Origin of the sequence: Limosilactobacillus reuteri (genome assembly GCF_002254085.1) — a bacterium.
Lineage (GTDB): Bacteria > Bacillota > Bacilli > Lactobacillales > Lactobacillaceae > Limosilactobacillus > Limosilactobacillus reuteri_K.
The window spans coordinates 1-20,919 of the sequence record NZ_NGPY01000002.1; the positions used below are offsets into that span (position 1 = coordinate 1).

Consider the following 20,919-nt stretch of genomic DNA (forward strand, 5'->3'; position numbering starts at 1 on the left):
ACTGGTTCAAATCAATTGGTATCTGAATTCACGGCCACTTAAATGTCTTAATTGGCATACACCAATCGAGATCTTCTTGCTTAATCTACGTCACTAAATTCGTTCAAGTTATTTCTTGCAATCTGCCGAACCTAAAAAGCAACGTTTCACCATTAAAAAATTATCTGTTGGTGTAGCGTCTGTTTTACTAGGTGTAACTTTTGCTGCAGGAACCGCCTCAGCAGATAGTACGATTTCAAATGCTGATTCTGCTTCTGGGAGCGATTCAGCAGAACAAACAGATCATAATCTTACATTAAATTCAGCGAGCACTTCTACTTTGAAGTCTGCTACTGCTGAAAATCAAAGCAACAATGCATCTGCCGCTGTGCAAAATCCAGCAGGGGATATTAAGGCACAAGCAGCTAACGATTACGAAGCTGCTGTTAATGCTGCTGTTGCTAATGCTTCAAGTGATACTGCTAGTGAAGCTGCTCAAAACAGTTCATCTGCTGCTCAAAACAATGCAGCCCAAAACACATCAGCTGCTAGCTCAAGCGCACAAGCAAGTACCGCAAGTGCTGTTGCTACACAATCGTTTACAGTGAGTTCATCTGCTGTAAACAATGACTTAAACTACGCATCTGTATTTGCTAGTTTAGCTGCAATGCCACAAGCAAACACTGCTGCTCAATCATCAGCTGTTAGTTCAACAGCAAATAATGATGAATATAGTGGTTACAAAGATGTTACGAATGCTCTTGAACTCCAAAATGCTGTTAATAACTCTAGTGTTAATGGTGTTAATGTAAAAAGTAATATCGACTTCTTTAGTGACCTTAATATTAACCGTGCCTTCACTATCCATGGTGTTGATGGGGCAGTATTAAATCTTAACGGTAATCGGATTACTAATAATAATCAATTAACCCTTGATGATGTAACTGTTAATGGATCAATCATGGGTAATGGTACTGTTAACATTAAGGGTACTGTTGTTTCAACTGTTAACGATTCTAATGGTGCAACTCTAACATCTTCTGAAAAGAATGAACACTTTACTAATTGGAGTCAAACTAAAGGCTACAACATTCAAGCAAGTACGGTTAACATCGAAAACGGTGCTTCTTTAACTATTAATCGTGCTTCTATCGGGGATGGAATCCATTTAGTTAACAGCAATAGCTCAGTTAATGTTGGTAATAATGCTCAACTGACTGTAAACATGAACACTGGCAATGATTTGAGCACTACAGCTCGTTATCATGACGCAGGTATTTTTGCAGAAAGTAATGGTACTTTTAATACTGGTTACAAATCCGTAGTTAACTTTAATACTAGCATTGGTCAAGCTATTTCAATGACTGGTGTTCGTCCAAATACAACCGATAGTGATCGCTTTGGTGGTTATACATCTAGTCAATCTCGTCCAAATGGTTCAGGTCAGATTAACTTAGGCCAATATTCAACCTTTAACTTCACAGGTCGTGATGGGGTAATTTTAGGTGATAACTCTAACTTTAATGTTGGTGAATATGCTAATGTTAACTTTGAAAATCAAGGTCGTGGGGTTGCTCTTGACTTAGCTAATAATAGTAACATTAATGTTGGCAATCATGCAGTAACTTATTTCCACTCTAATGGTAAAAATACTATTAATGCTCGTGGTAATGAAGCGGGCCCTTCAGGTAGTTACGATGGTTACAACTACATTGGTGTAAATGAAGGCGGAAATATTACCATCGGCGAAGATGCCACTTTCCGTGTTATTCTTCAAAACCGTGGTGACAATGCATGGGACGACGTAGTTTCTCTTGATTCACGAAATGGAAGTACGAATGCTGCCTTTACTTCTAAGAAGGGTGCCATTGTCGATATTCGTGATGACAACACTAACTTCTATGCAGAGTTAATTTCTTTCCCATTAGGAAATTCTTATTCACGTATTGATATCCAAGATCCGCTGCTCCTTAACTTACAACGTTACTCTGCTGGTGGTGCAACTACTGGTTGGATGGCAGGTGTTGGTGGAACTGACATTAATACCACGTCTAGTCAATACACTGCTAACTTGATTTACATGAGTGACTCAAAAGGTGTATTAACCATCGGTGGTACTGATTACGTTGTTTACCAACAAATCAAGTCTAATGGTACCCAGCAAATTTGGACAGATGTAAATAGTGTTACTTTTGATAAGACTGGATTCTCAGCTAAAAACTATAAAGATAACGGGGCTAACCCAGATATTTCTATTTCTGGGAATGGCTTAACTGGTGGCATTCCAGCAAATAGGATTTGGGATAGAAGTACTGCACCAGATCCAGGTCAATATTATGGTATTTCTACCCAACGTGCTAGTCACCAAATTTGGATTCCTCACGAAACTTCAACTCAAATTAAGGGGACTCACACTAACACTATTAAGTATGTATACGAAGATGGTACTCCAGTCCTTGATGCAAATGGTCAACCACTTGTTGTAACTCAAGATTTAAACTTGACTCGCGATTTGACTCTTGATTTAACTGCAGATCAAATTAAGTCAGTTCAAGATTATGCATTGACCCATAGTGCTGATGAAGTTTTAGATTACATTAGAAGTGGATATTCAGTAACTCAAGACTCCGGTTGGAAGATGACAAACAATCAGGGTCAAACAGTAACTGACCCATATGCAGTGGTAACATCTCCAGTAGAAGAAGGCTACACTGCAACTATCCAATCTACGAATGCGCCTGGCGTGACTGTTGGGGCTGATGGCTCAAGCGTAAAAGCTAACCTTACATTCGATGCCGCTAACGATGTAGTTCAAAATGGAATGCTTTCTGATGCATATCGTACGAATGGTACAACTGGTATTCCAGAAAACTATGAAACTGTTGTTGTTTACAAGAAGGCAGCTGAAAAGGGCTCAGTAAAGGTTGTCTACCACGATGACACTACCAACACTGATATTCCTAATACTGAATACAATACTGGTTTAGTAGATGCTGGAACTAAGGTTGATTACAATACTTCAACTACTATTAGTAATCTCGAAAATCAAGGTTATGTATATGTAATAACTGATGGTACAATTCCTTCTACTATTGAAGGTAACCAAAATGTAGTGGTAACTGTACATATGAAACATGGTGTACAGCCAGTTACTCCAACAACACCACCAAATGAGGTACCAGACAAGACTCCAGCAGAAGCTCAACCTGATCAATTAACTAAAAAGATTAACTTAACTGTTAACTACGTAAATAGCGATGGTTCAACCTTTACTGCTACTGTTCCTGCAAATGCTAAGCAAACTGCTACATTTACTGGAACTGCTTATGTAGATAAAGTTACTGGTCAATTAGTTAATGCTACTCAACAAGATGGCAAGTGGGTAATTGATGAAAATAATACCGCAACTCCACAAATTACATGGACTAGTGATAAGACTTCATTTGATAAGGTTGTTTCTCCAGTAGAACAAAATTACCATTTAATCAGCGTTTCTGATCATCAAGATGGTAATGATGTTGCTGCAATTACTGGTTTGACTAAGGATAGTGGAAATATTGCTGTAACTGTAACTTATGCTCCTAATGGTAAGATTATTCCAGTTGATCCATCAGGAAACCCAATTCCAGATGCACCAACTCCACAATATCCAACAGATCCAACAGATCCATCTAAAGTAACTCCAAATGAACCAGTACCAAATGTTCCAGGTTATACTCCAAGTGTTCCAACAGTAACACCAACAGATCCTGGTAAGGATACGCCGGTTCCTTATACAAAACCAGCTCCAGAAGATCAAACTGTTGATAGTAAACAGACTGTTCATTATATTGATGGCGATACTAATACTGCTATTCGTGAAGATAGCACTAATGGTACCTTTACTTTTGTTAAATCAGGTCAGACTGGTCAATGGAATGCAGATAGTCATAAGTTTGAAAATGTTGATGCTCCAGTAATTGATGGTTATGTTGCAGAAAAAAGAACTTATGAAGGTCAAACTTCAACCCCAACTGATCCAAATAAAGAAATTACAATTATTTACCACAAGGTAGGTAAGATTATTCCAGTTGATCCATCAGGAAATCCAATTCCAGATGCACCAACACCAAGTTACACTAACGATCCAACTGATCCAACCAAGGTAACACCAAATGAGCCAACACCAAACGTTCCAGGTTGGACTACTGATGTTCCTAATGTAACTCCAGAAGTACCAACTAAGGATACAAATGTTCCTTATACTAAGCCAACTCCTACTCCAGAAGATCAAACTGTTACTGTTAAGTACATTGATGACACTACTGGCGAAGGCCACACTGACTTAAGTTCTTACGACAAGTCAATCACTGCAAAGCCAGGTGAAGCCCTTAACTACACTACTCAAGGTTCAATTGCCGAACTTGAAAATAAGGGTTACAAGCTTGTGAGTGACAACTTCAACGTAACTACAATGCCTCAAAATGGTGGTAGTTATGAAGTGCACTTCATTCACAACACCACAACAATTACGCCTGACAAGCCAGGTAATCCAGGTGAACCAATTAATCCTAACGATCCAGACGGTCCTAAGTGGCCAAGCGGTACTGATGCTAAGAGCTTAACTAAGCAAGGGTCACAAACGGTTCACTATGTATACGCAGATGGTACGAAGGCAGCCGATGATAATGTTCAAAACACTAACTTCGACCACACATTAGTATTTGACAACGTAACTGGTAAGCAAATCGAAGACAAAGGCTGGACTCCAGCAAGTCACAAATTTAACGATGTAACTTCACCAACAATTGATGGTTATCACGCAGATAAGACTGTTGTAGACGGTGCTACTGTAACTGTTGATAACCCGACTAGTGAAACGACCGTAACTTACGCCAAGAATGGTCAAGAAACTCGTGATCAACAAACGGTTAAGGCATCACAAACAGTTAAGTATGTTGATGAACAAGGAAATGAATTAAATCCATCCAAGACACAAAACTTCACTTACAACTACACAGGTGACACTTACGATAAAGAAACTGGTGACCTCATTTCACGTGGTACTTGGAACCAAGATAGCAATGACTTTACTGCTGAAAACGTTCCAGTAATTGATGGTTATGTAGCAGTATCTGGTTACACTAACAATGATGGTAAGTACACTGCTGGTGGTTTTACTACTACTCATGGTGCAAGCGATGAGCAACGTAACCGTGTATTCACTGTTGTTTATAAGAAGGTTGGTAAGATTATCCCAGTTGGTCCAGATGGTAAAACACCAATTCCAGATGCACCAACGCCAAGTTACACTAACGATCCAACAGATCCAACGAAGGTAACCCCAAACGAACCGGTACCAACAATTCCTGGTTACACTCCATCAACACCAACTGTTACTCCAGGTGTACCTACAGAAGATACTCCAGTGCCATACACTCCAGTAACTCCAGCTAAGGATCAACAAGCACTTGTAAATTACGTTGATGCTGATGAAAACAACAAGGTAATTACTACTTCTGGTGACTTGAGTGGTAAGGCTGGCGAACGTATTGATTACAGTACAGCTACAACTATTCAAGATCTTGAAAATAAGGGTTACGTTCTCGTAAATGATGGCTTCCCAGCTGGCGCAACTTACGATAACGATGACGGTACTGTTCAAACTTACACAGTTGTATTGCGTCACGGTACCCAACCAGTAACACCAACTGACCCCGGTAAGCCAGGGGAACCAATCAACCCTAACGATCCAGACGGTCCTAAGTGGCCAGATGGAACGGATGAAAACAGCCTGAAGAAAACAGGAACCCAAACGGTTCACTACGTATACGCTGATGGAACTAAAGCGAAGGACGACGATGTTCAAAGCTTTGACTTTACGAAGACGGGCGTAGTAGATAAGGTAACTGGTAAGTTAATCAGTGAAACTGGTTGGAATGTCTCGAGCCATACCTTTGACCGTGTAGATAGCCCGGTAATCGAAGGTTACCACGCTGATAAGCGGGTAGCGGGTGGTGAAACTGTAACTCCCGATGATTTAAATAAAGAAGTAACAGTAACTTACACACCAAATGGAAAGATCATTCCAGTTGATCCAAGTGGAAAACCAATTCCAAATGTCCCAACACCACAATATCCAACGGATCCAACCGATCCAACGAAGGTAACACCGGACGAACCAGTACCAGAAATTCCAGGCTACACCCCAAGTGTTCCAACGGTAACACCAACTGACCCCGGTAAGGACACTCCAGTACCATACACTCCAGTAACTCCAGCTAAGGATCAACAAGCACTTGTAAATTACGTTGATGCTGATGAAAACAACAAGGTAATTACTACTTCTGGTGACTTGAGTGGTAAGGCTGGCGAACGTATTGATTACAGTACAGCTGCAACTATTCAAGATCTTGAAAATAAGGGTTACGTTCTCGTAAATGATGGCTTCCCAGCAGGCGCAACTTATGATAACGATGACGGTACTGTTCAAACTTACACAGTTGTATTGCGTCACGGTACCCAACCAGTAACACCAACTGACCCCGGTAAGCCAGGGGAACCAATCAACCCTAACGATCCAGATGGACCTAAGTACCCAGCCGGCTCTGACCAAGTAACAAAGAATGTTACGCGGACAGTTCAATATGTGGATGAAAATGGTAATAAGGTTAGTGAATCAGTAGAACAAACTGTTAACTTCACTGCGGAAGGGATTCTTGATAAGGTAACTGGTCAATGGACAACTCCATTAACTTGGAGTATTGATCAAACTGTTTCTGCGGTTAAATCACCAGCTATTGATGGTTACCACTTAGTAAATGTTGATCGTGATGCCGCTGGTAATGATGTTAAGGGTGTAACGCTAACTCATGATGATAATAGTTACACAGTAACAGTTAAGTACGCTAAGAACGGAAAGATTATTCCGGTTGATCCATCGGGAAAACCAATTCCGAATGTCCCAACACCACAATACCCAACTGACCCAAGCGATCCAGCTAAGGTAACGCCAAATGAACCGGTACCAACAATTCCTGGTTACACTCCAGAAACACCAACAGTAACTCCTGATAAGCCGGGCGAGGATACGCCAGTTGTTTACCATCCAGTAGACAATACGCAAAATGCTCAAGTTCGTTACATTGACTTAACTAACAATGAAGAGCTTGCTAACTCTGGTAACTTAAGCGGTCAACCAGGCGACAAGATTAACTACAGTACGGCTGACGAAATTAAGAGCCTTGAAGATAAGGGCTATGTTCTTGTAAATGACGGTTTCCCAACGGATGCTGCCTTTGATAACGATAAGGACCATGATCAAATCTTCACTGTTACTTTCCGTCACGGTACTCAACCAGTAACACCAACTAACCCAGGTAAGCCAGGGGAACCAATCAACCCTAACGATCCAGATGGACCTAAGTACCCAGCTGGCTCTGACCAAGTAACAAAGAATGTTACGCGGACAGTTCAATATGTGGATGAAAATGGTAACAAGGTTAGTGAATCAGTAGAACAAACTGTTAACTTCACTGCTCAAGGGGTTCTTGATAAGGTAACTGGTCAATGGACGACTCCATTGACTTGGAGTGGTAGTCAATCTGTTGCGGGTGTTAAGACACCAGTGGTTGAAGGTTACCACGTAGTAAATGTTGATCGTGATGGCAATGGTAACAACGTTGCTGGTGTAACCCTTACTCATGAAAATGACAGTTATACAGTAACAGTTAAGTACGCTAAGAACGGAAAGATTATTCCAGTTGACCCAAGTGGCAAGCCAATTCCGAATGTCCCAACACCACAATACCCAACTGATCCAACTGATCCATCAAAGGTAACACCGGACGAACCAGTACCAAATGTACCGGGCTACACACCAAGTGTTCCAACGGTAACACCAACGGATCCTGGTAAGGATACGCCAGTACCATACACCCCAATCGTTAATGATCAAACCGCCATTGTTAACTACGTTGACCAAGATAACAACAATGCTCAGATCGCAACTTCTGGTAACTTGACTGGTAAGCCAGGTAGTGTAATTAACTACAGCACGGCTGATCAAATCAAGCAACTTGAAGATCAGGGATACGTCCTTGTAAGTGATGGCTTCCCAGCTGGTGCAGTATTTGACGATGATGACAATACAACCCAAACTTACACGGTTGTCTTGAAACATGGTCAACAACCAGTAACGCCAACTAACCCGGGTAAGCCAGGGGAACCAATCAACCCTAACGATCCAGATGGACCTAAGTACCCAGCTGGTTCTGACCAAGTAACTAAGGACGTTACACGGACAATCCAATACGTGGACGAAAATGGTAACAAGGTTAGTGAACCAGTAGAACAAACTGCTCACTTTACAGGTGAAGGAGTTCTTGACAAGGTAACTGGTCAATGGATTACACCAATTACTTGGACTGGTGATGGAAACTTAACTGGCGAAAAGACACCAGTGGTTGAAGGTTACCATGTTGTACGGGTAAGCCAGGATAGTACTGATAACATCAATGTTGATGGTACGACTGTTAACCACGAAACAAATGATTACACGGTAACAGTTACCTACGCTAAGAACGGTAAGATCGTTCCAGTTGACCCAAGTGGCAAGCCAATTCCAAACGTACCAACGCCACAATACCCAACCGATCCAACTGATCCATCAAAGGTAACACCAGATGAACCAGTACCAACAATTCCTGGTTACACCCCAAGTGTTCCAACAGTAACACCAACGGATCCTGGTAAGGATACGCCAGTACCATACACCCCAATCGTTAATGATCAAACCGCTGTTGTTAACTATGTTGACCAAGATAACAACAATGCTCAGATCGCAACTTCTGGTAACTTAACTGGTAAGCCAGGTAGTGTAATCAACTACAGCACGGCTGATCAAATCAAGCAACTTGAGGCTCAAGGTTACGTCCTTGTAAGTGATGGCTTCCCAGCTGGTGCAGTATTTGACGATGATGACAATACAACCCAAACTTACACAGTTGTCTTGAAGCATGGTACCACGACGTTCAAACCAGATAAGCCAGGTACACCAGGTGAACCAATTAACCCTAACTACCCAGACGGACCAAAGGTAACCAACGAAGATGTTGACTACCTTAAGGATGTTAAGTTTACTATTCACTATGTTGGTGCTGGAAACGATAATCCAGCTGATAACGTTCAAAACGCGCAATGGACTCGTTCTATTACGGTGGACAATGTGACTGGCAAGATTATTAGCTCCACAGAATGGGTAAGCAACAAGGAAAGTTATGATGGCGTTAAGACACCAGTTGTTAACGGTTACCATGCCGACCGGGCACAAGTTGATGGGCCAAGTGTCACAATGGAAGATCAAGAAGCGACAGTTACTTATGTACCAAATGGAAAGATTATTCCAGTTGATCCAAATGGTAACCCAATTCCAGATGTTCCAACACCACAATACCCAACTGATCCAACTGACCCAACGAAGGTAACGCCAGATGAACCAGTACCAACTATTCCAGGCTACAAGCCAGAAGTACCAACGGTAACACCAACTGATCCAGGTGTTGATACATCCGTTAAGTACACGCCAGATACGGTAAATCCAAAGCCAGCGGCTGACCAAATTGCGATTGTTAACTACGTTGATCAAGATAACAACAACGCTCAAATCGCAACTTCCGGTGACTTGACTGGTAAGGCTGGTGACAAGATTAACTACAGTACGGCTGATCAGATCAAGCAACTGGAAGCACAAGGTTATGTACTAGTAACCGATGGCTTCCCAGCAGGCGCAACCTTTGATGATAATGCAGATCAAAATCAAGTCTTCACTGTTGTCTTGAAGCACGGTCATGCTCCAGTAGGACCAAACAATCCACATGAACCTGGTACACCGGTTAACCCTGATGAACCAAATGGTCCAAAGTGGCCTGCTAAGGACACCTACACGAAGGAATACACTTCAACGGTCCACTTCGTGGATAACAGCGGTAATAAGATGCGTGATGACGATGTGCAAACTTCAACTTGGACCCGGACATTAATCATCGACAAGGTAACTGGTCAAATTATTAACCTTGACGAAGGATGGACTGCTGACAAAGGCAGCTACAATGAAGTTAAGGTTCCAGTAATCAATGGTTATGTTGCGGACAAGGCTAATGTTCCAGCTAAGGAAACAGTTCAACAGAACCTTGAAGATACGGTTACCTACACTAAGGTTGGCAACATTGTACCGGTTGATCCAAATGGCAACCCAATTCCAAATGTTCCAGCTGTGCCATACACCAATGACCCAACTGATCCAACTAAGGTTGTACCAAATGAACCAGTACCTTCAGTTCCCGGAATGACGCCAAACGTTACTACCGTAACACCAACACATCCAACTGTTGATACGCCAGTCGTTTACACGATGCCAACACCAGTAACTCCAGAGACGCCGGTAACACCACAACCAGATGAACCGGCAACTCCAGAAACACCTGCTACTCCAGCACCAGCGACGCCAGTTCAACCGGCTACTCCTCAAGCTCCGGCTGCCCCACAAGCAAAGGCTGAGTCAGCTGCACCTGCTAAGCAAGCAGCTAAGAAGTTACCACAAACTGGTAATGAAAATAATTCAGCTGCTGCGCTTGGATTGGCTGCATTAGGCTTAACTGGTTTATTGGCTGCAGGAAAGAAACGGCGTAAAGAAGATTAGTAATTCTTTGAACTGTCAAAGATAAGTTATGCGGAGAGTTGTGGTTAATTTGAAGATGGTTTATTGCAATGACTTAACACATAATGCAATGAATAGTGGCTTAACAGATTCATAGCAACAAACTCGAAGCAGACGAAAAAGCTCATGTCTAAATGACATGGGCTTTTTTGCGTACTTGGTTGATTAGCGATGATCAAATGATAAGAAATGTGAGGGGGACTATTTATACATATGACCAACATTTCATTTATAAAAAGTGAATAAAAAAGAAAATATCATACTATTATCGCTCTTAAAAGCTGATATAATAACAATGGTATTTGTTTTTTATTAAGAAAGTAAATTTTCTGATGATAAATCAGTTGAAAAAAGTTACTAAGAGTGTAGAATGACAATTGAAAGTTATTATTAAAATGCTGTTTCAACAAGATAAATGATTAATCATCATTTAATTATCAGCTTTTTAATAAAATGAAGTTCTTAAAAATTGCTAGTTTAGCCACTTGTTTAATAAATGATTGGTTGTAACTTGCCAGCAGGTGCCACCATTCATCTGGTCGACAGCTACAGATGAAATGCCACCTGATAGTGATCTTTATGGTTACTATTTATCTCAAGGAGTACTTTACCTTTATTTATAAAATGGTTTATTGAATGACTTAACTTATTCCAAAAGATAGTGGTAAGTATGTGCCAGGTGGCTTGGGATAATTTCCTTTCAAACTGGCGGATATAGGCTATTATAATAACCTTAAAGAGGCGACCCCCGATGCCTGTTTGGGCTAATTATAATGGTGGCTGTCGCTTGACTGGATAGTGGTAAAGTCAAGTTATTAAATGTTGAGCAACAATTTTTGTGCATTGTTTGTTGCGACTACTACTCCCTAATAGATATAAGGTCTATAACCTTATATAGCAGGTATCATAAAAAGTTTGAACACTGTTTAGATAAATATGTCAAACGGTAGACTGATAATGCTTATAAGAAACCCCCGAATACTTAACTTTAAGCATAGGTAGCAATATCTCCCCCAGATAACTTAAAAGTCTTATTGTCTACGCCAACAGCAATAAGCAGATAACAGTTTAGTTTTATCATATAAGTGTATTTGCTACCAAAAAGTTTTTTACTGTTCATGACAATTGTGCTAAACAATGATTCAATAGTACACATAATACTAGTGATACCTCAAAAGTCGGCACGGAAATTACAACAGTATGGTAAATGTGCTAACCTACTGTAACGTAAGCCGCTTGGTGGTAGGTTTTAAATGTTGAATGGTGGACTTATCACCAAAGTTAGTTGTGCGTAAACTAACCAAAAAAGGATTTTCAGAAGTGAAAATCCTTTTTTGTTTTTAAATAAAAATTCAATTGATAAATTAGAAAAAGTGTAATAAGATAATTGCAGAATAGAAAACACGAATGCATTTCAAGTAGGTTGTTCAGAGAAGCAGCGGGTGGTGAAAGCTGTCAGCCGAAACTCCGGTGCAAAAATATGTGGGCAGGTAATTCTGCACGGATAGTAGCCGTTATCTACTTCGAAGGGTGACTAAAGATAGTCAAACTTGGGTGGTACCGCGGAACTAGAGCCATTTCGTCCCAAAATATAAAGGATGAAATGGCTCTTTTTTATATAATTAGGAGGAAATACGATGTTAGATATTAAAAAGATTCGTCAAGAACCTGATTTTTATAAGGAAAAGTTAGCTACGCGTGGTGTAAAACCAGAAGAAATCGATGAAGTTATTGCGTTAGATAAAAAGCGGCGTGAATTGCTTCAACAAACCGAAACAATGAAGGCACAACGTAATGAAGCATCTAAGAAGATCGGGGAAGCTAAACGGAATGGTGAATCTGCCGATGCAGCCATTAAGGAAACTCGTGAACTTGGTGATAAGATCAAGGAATTAGATGCTGAAGTTGAAGCAAATAATGCTGAACTTCATGATAAGATGGCTCATCTTCCGAATGTTCCACATGATGGTGTTCCAGTTAGCTTAACGGAAGACGGTGCCGTTGAATTACGGAAAGTCGGTAAGGTTCGGGACTTTGATTTTGAACCTAAGCATCACTGGGATATCGGTGAAAACCTTGGTATTTTAGACTTTGATCGCGCTGGTAAGGTTTCTGGTGCGCGTTTTGTCTACTACTTAGGGCTTGGTGCTCAGCTTGAACGAGCAGTTTACAACTTCATGCTTGATGAACACATGAAGGAAGGATATACCGAAGTTTTACCACCATATATTGTTAATGCTGAGTCAATGTACGGTACTGGTCAATTCCCTAAGTTCAAAGAAGGGGTTTACCAGGTTAACGGTGAGGATATGACTTTGATCCCAACTGCTGAAGTTCCATTGACTAATTACTACCGTGGCGAAGTTATCCCAACTGAAGAATTACCAGTTTACGTTACTGCTTTAACACCATCATTCCGTTCTGAAGCGGGAGCAGCGGGTCGTGATACCCGGGGATTGATCCGGATGCACCAATTTAATAAGGTAGAAATGGTTAAGTATACTAAGCCAGAAAACTCATGGGATGAACTTGAAAAGATGACTGCTAACGCTGAAAACATCTTGAAGAAGTTAAACTTGCCATACCATGTTATTACCTTAACTACTGGTGACATGAGCTTTACGGCATCTGAAACACATGACCTTGAATTGTGGATGCCAGCACAAAATAAGTATCGTGAAGTTTCGAGTTGTTCAAACTGCTTGGACTTCCAGGCACGGCGGATGCACACCCAATACCGGGATGAGAATGGTAAATTACAATATGTTCACACGCTTAACGGTTCTGGTTTAGCCGTTGGGCGGACAGTGGCAGCTATCTTGGAAAACTATCAAAACGCCGATGGCTCCGTAACAATTCCAGAAGTATTGGTACCATACATGCATGGTGTTACTAAGATTACTAAGGAAAATGCGGTTCCTTTCCGTAATAAGGTTAATAAATAAGAATAGAAGAATATTTTTCACTAAAGAAGTTTGGAGTGTTAAATCTGAGCTTCTTTTTTGATTAAAAAAGTCTAAGAAAAGATCGAAAACGAATAAAATAGACTTAATAAAATTAACTTTTTATTGGTTATTATCTTTAAAAATTATTGTTTAAAGCGCTGACATCTTAGATAAACACAAACTCTAATGAAGGATATTTATTTTATTTTCTGGCGATGATAAAGTAGTATCAACGTTAAAATTTGATTAAAAAGGAGTCGGTGCAGATGCATAGCAGCAAGATAAAAAATATGATCATCACCATTGTTGCAGTTCTTGGAATTGTAGTGGGGTGGCAAATGGTCGAACCTCAGCAGGTATCTGCTGCCGAACCGACTTATACGTTTGCAACTAATAACACCTTTGAACCCTTTGAAATTCAAGATAGTAAAGGTGGTTATTCAGGAAAAAATCCTGGAATTGAAATTGAAATGCTTAAGAAAATTGCCAAGCATGAGCATTTTAAGTATGAATTGAAGCCAATGAGCTTTAATGGTGACTTACAAGCCCTTGAGGCAGGACAAGTTGATGCAGTAATTGCCGGAATGAGCGTTACTGATGAACGAAAAGAAAAGTATGATTTTTCAACACCTTACTATACTAGTGGGGTTGTTATGGCTGTTGCAAAAGATAGCAATATTAAGTCGCTGAGCCAATTAAAAGGCAAAACAGTTTCGGCTAAGTCAGGAACGAGTGCGGCATTATTTTTGAAGAACAACCAAAAGAAATATGGTTACAAAATTCGCTACTTTGATTCTTCAAATACGATGTGGAATGATGTGAAGAATGGGAACACAGCAGCTACTTTTGATGATGGCCCTGTTCTTGAATACGGAATTAAAGAAGGTGTTCCACTTAAGGTTGTGACAAAGAAGCCAATTGATGCACAACCAGTTGCCGTTGGATACCAAAAGGGCAAGAACTTAGAATTACAGAAAAAGATGAATGATGGGATCAAATGGCTAAAAGATACTGGTCAAATGGATCAAATCATTGATAAATATACTAAGAGTGACAAAACAACGAAGGACAGTGCAACTGATCGGACAATCCTGGGATTAATCCGCGCCAATTATCCAGCCTTGCTTCGCGGGTTATGGATGACAATTGAATTAACCGTTGTCGGCATTATCTTTGCGATGATCTTTGGGGTGATTTTAGGTGTATTAGGTATTGCACAAAACAAATTCGCCAATGCTGTTTCTAGCACCCTGATTTATATCTTCCGTGGTATTCCAATGATTGTTTTAGCCTTCTTTATTTACATGGGGATTCCAAATGTTATTGGCCATAAAGTTCCATTATTCTTAGCAGGAATCTTAACGCTGACTTTTAACGAAGGGGCCTATATTGGAGCCATTGTTAAAGGTGGATTTGAATCCGTTAATATTGGACAGTGGGAAGCAGCGCGGAGCTTAGGGTTGCCATATAGCAAAGCCCTGATTAAGGTTATCGCTCCCCAAGGATTTAAGTTAATGATTCCTTCGTTAGTTAACCAGTTTATTATTACCTTGAAAGATACTTCAATTCTTTCCGCAATCGGTGTAATGGAACTTACACAAACAGGAACTGTCATCATTTCCCAGAACATGGAAGGATTTAAGATGTGGTTAATCATTGGGACGATGTATATCATCATCATTACCCTGTTGACTTGGTTATCAAACTACGTACAAAAGAGGATGGGTTAATATGGATAAAAACTATAAAGTACAAGTAAAGAATCTGCACAAAAGTTATGGAAGTAATGAGGTGCTGAAGGGTATTAGCTTGGACGTAAAACCCAATGAGGTGGTTTGCATGATTGGACCATCAGGATCGGGTAAAAGTACCTTCCTTCGTTGCATTAATAAGCTTGAAGAACCAAATAGCGGCCATATTTATATTGATGGTTACGATATTGCTGATCCGCAAGTAAATATTAATAAGGTTCGGGAAAATATCGGAATGGTTTTTCAGCATTTTAATCTCTTTCCAAATATGAATGTTTTGGAGAATATCACTTTGGCGCCTGTTCAACTTGGCAAGATGACTAAGGAAGAGGCAGAAAAGGACGCAATGCATTATCTTGATTTAGTTGGACTAGCTGATAAAGCAGGGGCAGATCCAACCAAGCTGTCTGGAGGTCAAAAGCAACGGGTAGCCATCGCCCGTGCCCTTGCAATGAAACCGGATGTAATGCTCTTTGATGAACCAACGAGTGCCCTTGACCCTGAAATGGTAGGGGATGTTTTGGAAGTAATGAAACGGTTAGCGCAAGAGGGGATGACCATGATCGTGGTAACTCATGAAATGGGGTTCGCTAAGCAAGTTGCTGATCGAGTAGTTTTCTTCCATAATGGTGATATTCGTGAACAAGGCACCCCAGAAGAGATTTTTGATAATCCACAACATCCAGATACGAAGAATTTCTTGGATAAAGTATTAAATATTTAATTATCAACTGACTTTTAGTAATTTAAATTTGACAAAGTTAGGATAATCATTATAATAATGAGTAACTTCCAATAATTGGTTGACAGAGAGTCCAGTATTTGCTGAAAGCTGGATCCAATTAAATGGCATGAGCGTTTAAAATGGAGTGGTTTCCTTATCAACCAAGAGGTAGTTCGCAAATGTGAGCTATAAAGATGGGTGGAACCGCGTTAAAAAAACGTCCCTGGTAGATGATTGCCAGGGACGTTTTTATTTGTTTAAGAAAACGTTTTTGTTATTAACTAAATTTTTAAGGAGGCATATTATGGACGAAAAACAACAACAGAAGTTAGAACGATCGCTTAAAAGTCGTCATGTGACGATGATTGCTATTGGTGGAGCTATTGGGACCGGTCTTTTTCTTGGATCAGGAACAGCCATTCACCAAGCAGGTCCTTCAATCATTCTTTCATACCTGATCGTCGGTATCTTTTGCTTCTTTATGATGCGGGCGTTAGGGGAACTTATTTTAGCTGATACTTCAAAACATTCATTTATTGATTCGGTTAAGGAATATCTTGGTGACCGAATGGAATTTGTTGCCGGCTGGATGTACTGGGCATGTTGGCTGACATTAGCAATGGCTGACCTTACTGCAACTGGTATTTACTTGAAATATTGGTTTCCGAAATTACCACAATGGGTTGGGCCGTTAATTATTGTTATTTTATTAATGTTAGTAAACATGGTAAACGTTGGGCTGTTTGGTGAACTAGAAAGTTGGTTCTCCATGATTAAGGTGATTGCAATTTTAGCCTTAATAGCAGTTGGTGCGGTCTTACTTGTGATGCATGGTCATGTTGAAGGGCGGCCGGTAACCCTTTCAAACTTAGTTAACCAGGGTGGCTTTTTCCCTACTGGTCCGATGGGCTTCTTGATGTCTTTCCAAATGGTAGTCTTTGCCTTTGTAGGAATTGAAATGGTAGGATTAACAGCCGGAGAAACTAAGAATCCAGATAAAGATATTCCTAAGGCGATCAATACCTTACCAGTCCGGATTGGTTTGTTCTATATTGGATCAATGATTGCGATGATGTCAATTTACCCATGGTTCCAGATCAAGACTACTTCTAGTCCATTTGTTCAAGTGTTCGCAGCAATTGGAGTTCCAGGAGCAGCTGCGATTCTAAACTTTGTGGTTTTAACCGCTGCAATGTCTGCAACAAACAGTGCGATTTTTAGTACTAGTCGTTCCCTCTACTCCTTAGCTCGAAGCGGAAATGCACCAAAACGTTTTGGTGAATTAAGTGCGAAGGCAGTGCCTAATCATGCATTAACTTTTTCTTCATTGATTCTGTTTATTACGGTTATCTTGAATTACATTATGCCAGCAGGAATATTCGATGTGATTGCGGGGATTTCAACAATTACCTTTATCTTTACGTGGATTATTATTTTGGTTGCCCACATTAAGTTCCGGCAGCAGAATCCAAAGGGAGTTGCGAACTTCAGAATGCCAGGATATCCAATTACTAGTTGGTTAACAATCATTTTCTTCTTGGCAGTCCTAGTGATTTTACTATTTATTGATTCAACACGAATTCCATTAATCCTTTCAATTGTCATTTTTGCACTGCTCGCTTATGGTTATGGATTTTTGAAGAAGAAAAATTAAAAACTTGGCAGAGACTCGAAAAAAATTTGGGTCTCTTTTCTTTTGCATTTGACAATTATTAGTTTAAGAGAATGGTAAAAAGTAATAGAAAAGACGGTTTTGTTTAATAATTACAAGGGGCACAAATCCCGCTATGACGCGGTTTTATTGTCTTTTAGTGGGGGAGGGATTATACTAAAAGTGTGGAAAGATAGAAGGCCGAATTTAACAAACATCTTCTCATAATAAAACTACTTTGAAGTACGTTAATTAGACTTTTTGCATGAAAATACCAACACCCCACTCCACATGAAACGCTTTAGTTTCCGTAAAAAGTATGTTAGCTAAAAGTAATTAGTGGCCATATCTACAACGAACCTATAATGATAAGCTTAAGTTCCTCGTATTAAGCAGATAGATAAGTTACCAAAAATTAAAAATAATAATACTCGGCCTTTCTTCCCACTTTTTCATGGTTGAGAAGCTCGGAATGTTATATCGATAAACGTTCCGGGCTTCTGCCAGTTTAAACTTTAAAGATTTGTATTATTTCCTGGGAAATACGAAAGTTAGTGAAACTGTAAATTACTTCTTTAAATATTTGAACATTTGCTCAATTGGTTTTTATTGAGTATAATAGAAAACCTTGGCAGGGGCGACGGAAAGACACGTAGCAAAGACGATCTGCTACGTGAACCTTTCCGTTTCTTTTTACTAACATATGATAACGTTTTCATGAGTTCTGAAAAAACTTTGTGAAATTTTAAAAAGCTGAAAAGTTAATAAAATGAGTGAATTGTAAAATTATAATTTAAAAAATGATAGAAATTCACAAATTGTCTACAAAACAGCGCTTTACAGGAAGCAAATTTAAAGATATTCTTAAGTAGTTAACTCGCCACAATTGCAATTATATTATCTTAATTTGGAACGGCTGTTAACGAATATTCTATTTAAGGAGGGTACACAGCCATGTCTATGTATCTTATTATCAACATTATTGGGTTGATTGTCTTTCTTGGAATTGGATGGCTTTTCTCCAAGAACCGAAAGGAAATCAACTGGAAGACTGTAGGAATCATGGTAGTCTTGAACTTACTTTTAGCATGGTTTCTAGTAAGTTCAGCAGCTGGTCGTGCTGGGGTTAAAGCGGCCGCTGATGGTTTTGCTTGGATTGTTAACGTCTCTGCAAAAGGAACTGTGTTTGCATTAGGTGATTGGTACACACCAAAGAACCTTAACTTCATTTGTTCTGCATTGATGCCAATCCTTATGATTGTTCCATTGTTCGATATCTTAAACTACATTGGTGTATTACCATGGATTATTAAGTGGATCGGACGTGGACTTTCATTCATTACTGGTGAACCTAAGTTTGAATCATTCTTTGCTGTAGAAATGATGTTTTTAGGTAACACCGAAGTTTTGGCTGTTTCTGGTATGCAATTACGTGCCATGAACAAGGAACGTAATTTGACGATTGCCATGATGTCAATGTCTTGTGTTACTGCTTCAATTCTTGGTGCATATATTGAAATGATGCCAGGACAATATATTCTGACTGCTGTTCCAATTAACATTATTAACTCATTGATTGCTGCAAGTATGTTAAACCCTGTTAAGGTTCCAGCTGAAGATGACACCATCGAAAAGGTCGGTGCTGAAGTTGACTCTGATAAGCGTGAACCATTCTTCAGTTTCTTGGGAGACTCAATTTTAGGTGCTGGTAAGTTAATCCTTATCATCATTGCTAACGTTGTTGCCTTCGTTGCTTTGGCAGCCTTGATCGATGCTATCTTAGCATTGTTCTGGAAGGACCTTTCACTTGAAAGTATCTTAGGTGTTATCATGTTCCCATTCTCATGGTTACTTGGTTTACCTGTTCACCAAGCATGGATGCTTTCCCAAGATATGGGTATGAAGTTGATTACTAACGAATTCGTTGTTATGGGTAAGGTTACTGGTGAAATCAACAGTTACGCACCTCACTTACGGGCTGTCTTGACTGTCTTCGTAACTTCATTTGCCAACTTTGGTACTTTAGGTATGATTATTGGTGCCTTCAAAGGATTAGTTGACAAAGAAAACAACGATTACATTGCTTCAAACATTGGTTACTTAATGCTTTCTGGTATTTTGGTTTCATTATTATCAGCCGCATTTGTTGGTCTCTTTGTTTGGTAGAAATGGAAAAGCAGCTGGCAAGGCTGCTTTTTTCAACATTAAATCCGAAAACGCTTGCATGATAAAAAGGAGATAAAATTATGACTACAAAGATTATTATGGATACTGACCCAGGTATTGATGACGCAGCTGCTTTAACGATGGCTATTAATGACCCATCATTAGACTTGAAATTAGTTACAACAGTTGCCGGTAACGTTACTGCTGATAAGACAACTGCTAACGCTTTGAAGATTATTCACTTCTTCGGTAAGGATATTCCAGTTGCAGCAGGTGCCAAGCAACCATTGATTAAGCCTTTTGAAGATGCTGCCCGAATTCATGGTGAATCGGGAATGCCTGGTTATGACTTTGGTGACAATTATGGTAAGCCTCTTGATAAGACTGCTGTTGAAGCACTTCATGACGCAATCATGGCTGAAGATGAAGTCATCCTGGTTCCAACTGGTTCATACACTAATATTGCATTACTTTTTAGTGAATACCCAGAAGTAAAGAGTCACGTTAAGCAAATCGTTGCGATGGGTGGCTCATTCTCTGGCGGTAACATGACTAGTGTAGCTGAATTCAACGTCTTTACTGATCCAGATGCTGCTAAGATTATGTACAATGTGGGTGTTCCAATTGTAACTGTTGGATTGGATGTTACCTTAAAGGCGCTCTTAACTGCGGATACGATTGAGAAACTTGGTAGTCTTAATAAGACTGGTGAAATGCTACATGGATTAATCACGCACTATAATGATGGTAGTGATCAAGGGCGTCCAATGCACGATGTTAATACTATCTTCTACCTTCTTCATCCAGAAGCATTTACTACGAAGGATATGTGGGTTGATGTTCAAACAGACGGTCCAGCAATTGGTGCTACTGTTGGTGACATTCGCGCTGCTTACCATGATGGTAAGACCAACGCAAAGGTTTGTTTAGATATTGATGCTGAATACTTCAATAAGTGGTTCTTAGAAGAAGTAAGCAAAATGAAATAAGATACTAGGAGCTGAGAG

At 39.9% G+C, this 20,919-nt stretch carries 7 protein-coding genes and 1 pseudogene; all 8 read left to right on the forward strand.

Translation table 11 applies throughout. The features are described 5' to 3' along the window. A pseudogene (locus tag CBG10_RS00390) lies at window positions 1-97 on the forward strand (IS30 family transposase); the annotation flags it as partial. Between the two features lie 18 nt (window positions 98-115). Beyond that, window positions 116-10,657 carry a mucin-binding protein gene (locus CBG10_RS11640; RefSeq protein WP_263851419.1) on the forward strand — a complete coding sequence of 3,514 codons (10,542 nt, stop codon included), beginning with the start codon at window positions 116-118 and terminating at the stop codon, window positions 10,655-10,657. Window positions 10,658-12,312: 1,655 nt separating this feature from the next. Further along, window positions 12,313-13,620, forward strand: coding sequence for a serine--tRNA ligase (gene serS, locus CBG10_RS00400; protein WP_094502715.1), 1,308 nt, complete (start codon window positions 12,313-12,315; stop codon window positions 13,618-13,620). A gap of 266 nt (window positions 13,621-13,886) precedes the next feature. Further along, on the forward strand, window positions 13,887-15,350 hold the full coding sequence (locus CBG10_RS00405) for an ABC transporter substrate-binding protein/permease (RefSeq protein ID WP_094511299.1): 1,464 nt from the start codon (window positions 13,887-13,889) through the stop codon (window positions 15,348-15,350). Window position 15,351: 1 nt separating this feature from the next. After that, on the forward strand, window positions 15,352-16,095 hold the full coding sequence (locus tag CBG10_RS00410; protein WP_003665372.1) for an amino acid ABC transporter ATP-binding protein: 744 nt from the start codon (window positions 15,352-15,354) through the stop codon (window positions 16,093-16,095). Between the two features lie 304 nt (window positions 16,096-16,399). Beyond that, window positions 16,400-17,749 carry an amino acid permease gene (locus CBG10_RS00415; RefSeq protein WP_094511300.1) on the forward strand — a complete coding sequence of 450 codons (1,350 nt, stop codon included), beginning with the start codon at window positions 16,400-16,402 and terminating at the stop codon, window positions 17,747-17,749. A gap of 957 nt (window positions 17,750-18,706) precedes the next feature. After that, window positions 18,707-19,912, forward strand: a complete 1,206-nt coding sequence (locus tag CBG10_RS00420) for a NupC/NupG family nucleoside CNT transporter (protein ID WP_035161956.1) — start codon at window positions 18,707-18,709, stop codon at window positions 19,910-19,912. An 80-nt stretch (window positions 19,913-19,992) separates the two neighbouring features. Beyond that, window positions 19,993-20,901: a ribonucleoside hydrolase RihC gene (rihC, locus tag CBG10_RS00425; protein ID WP_094511302.1), complete on the forward strand. Its 909-nt coding sequence runs from the start codon at window positions 19,993-19,995 to the stop codon at window positions 20,899-20,901. Window positions 20,902-20,919 lie beyond the last annotated feature (18 nt).

What these genes read in the sequence shown, in the direction of transcription:
- CBG10_RS00410 (WP_003665372.1), top strand. Translation starts at nt 15,352, where the DNA reads ATGGATAAAAACTATAAAGTACAAGTAAAGAATCTGCACAAAAGTTAT.
- rihC (WP_094511302.1), top strand. Translation starts at nt 19,993, where the DNA reads ATGACTACAAAGATTATTATGGATACTGACCCAGGTATTGATGACGCA.
- CBG10_RS00420 (WP_035161956.1), top strand. Translation starts at nt 18,707, where the DNA reads ATGTATCTTATTATCAACATTATTGGGTTGATTGTCTTTCTTGGAATT.
- CBG10_RS00415 (WP_094511300.1), top strand. Translation starts at nt 16,400, where the DNA reads ATGGACGAAAAACAACAACAGAAGTTAGAACGATCGCTTAAAAGTCGT.
- CBG10_RS00405 (WP_094511299.1), top strand. Translation starts at nt 13,887, where the DNA reads ATGCATAGCAGCAAGATAAAAAATATGATCATCACCATTGTTGCAGTT.
- serS (WP_094502715.1), top strand. Translation starts at nt 12,313, where the DNA reads ATGTTAGATATTAAAAAGATTCGTCAAGAACCTGATTTTTATAAGGAA.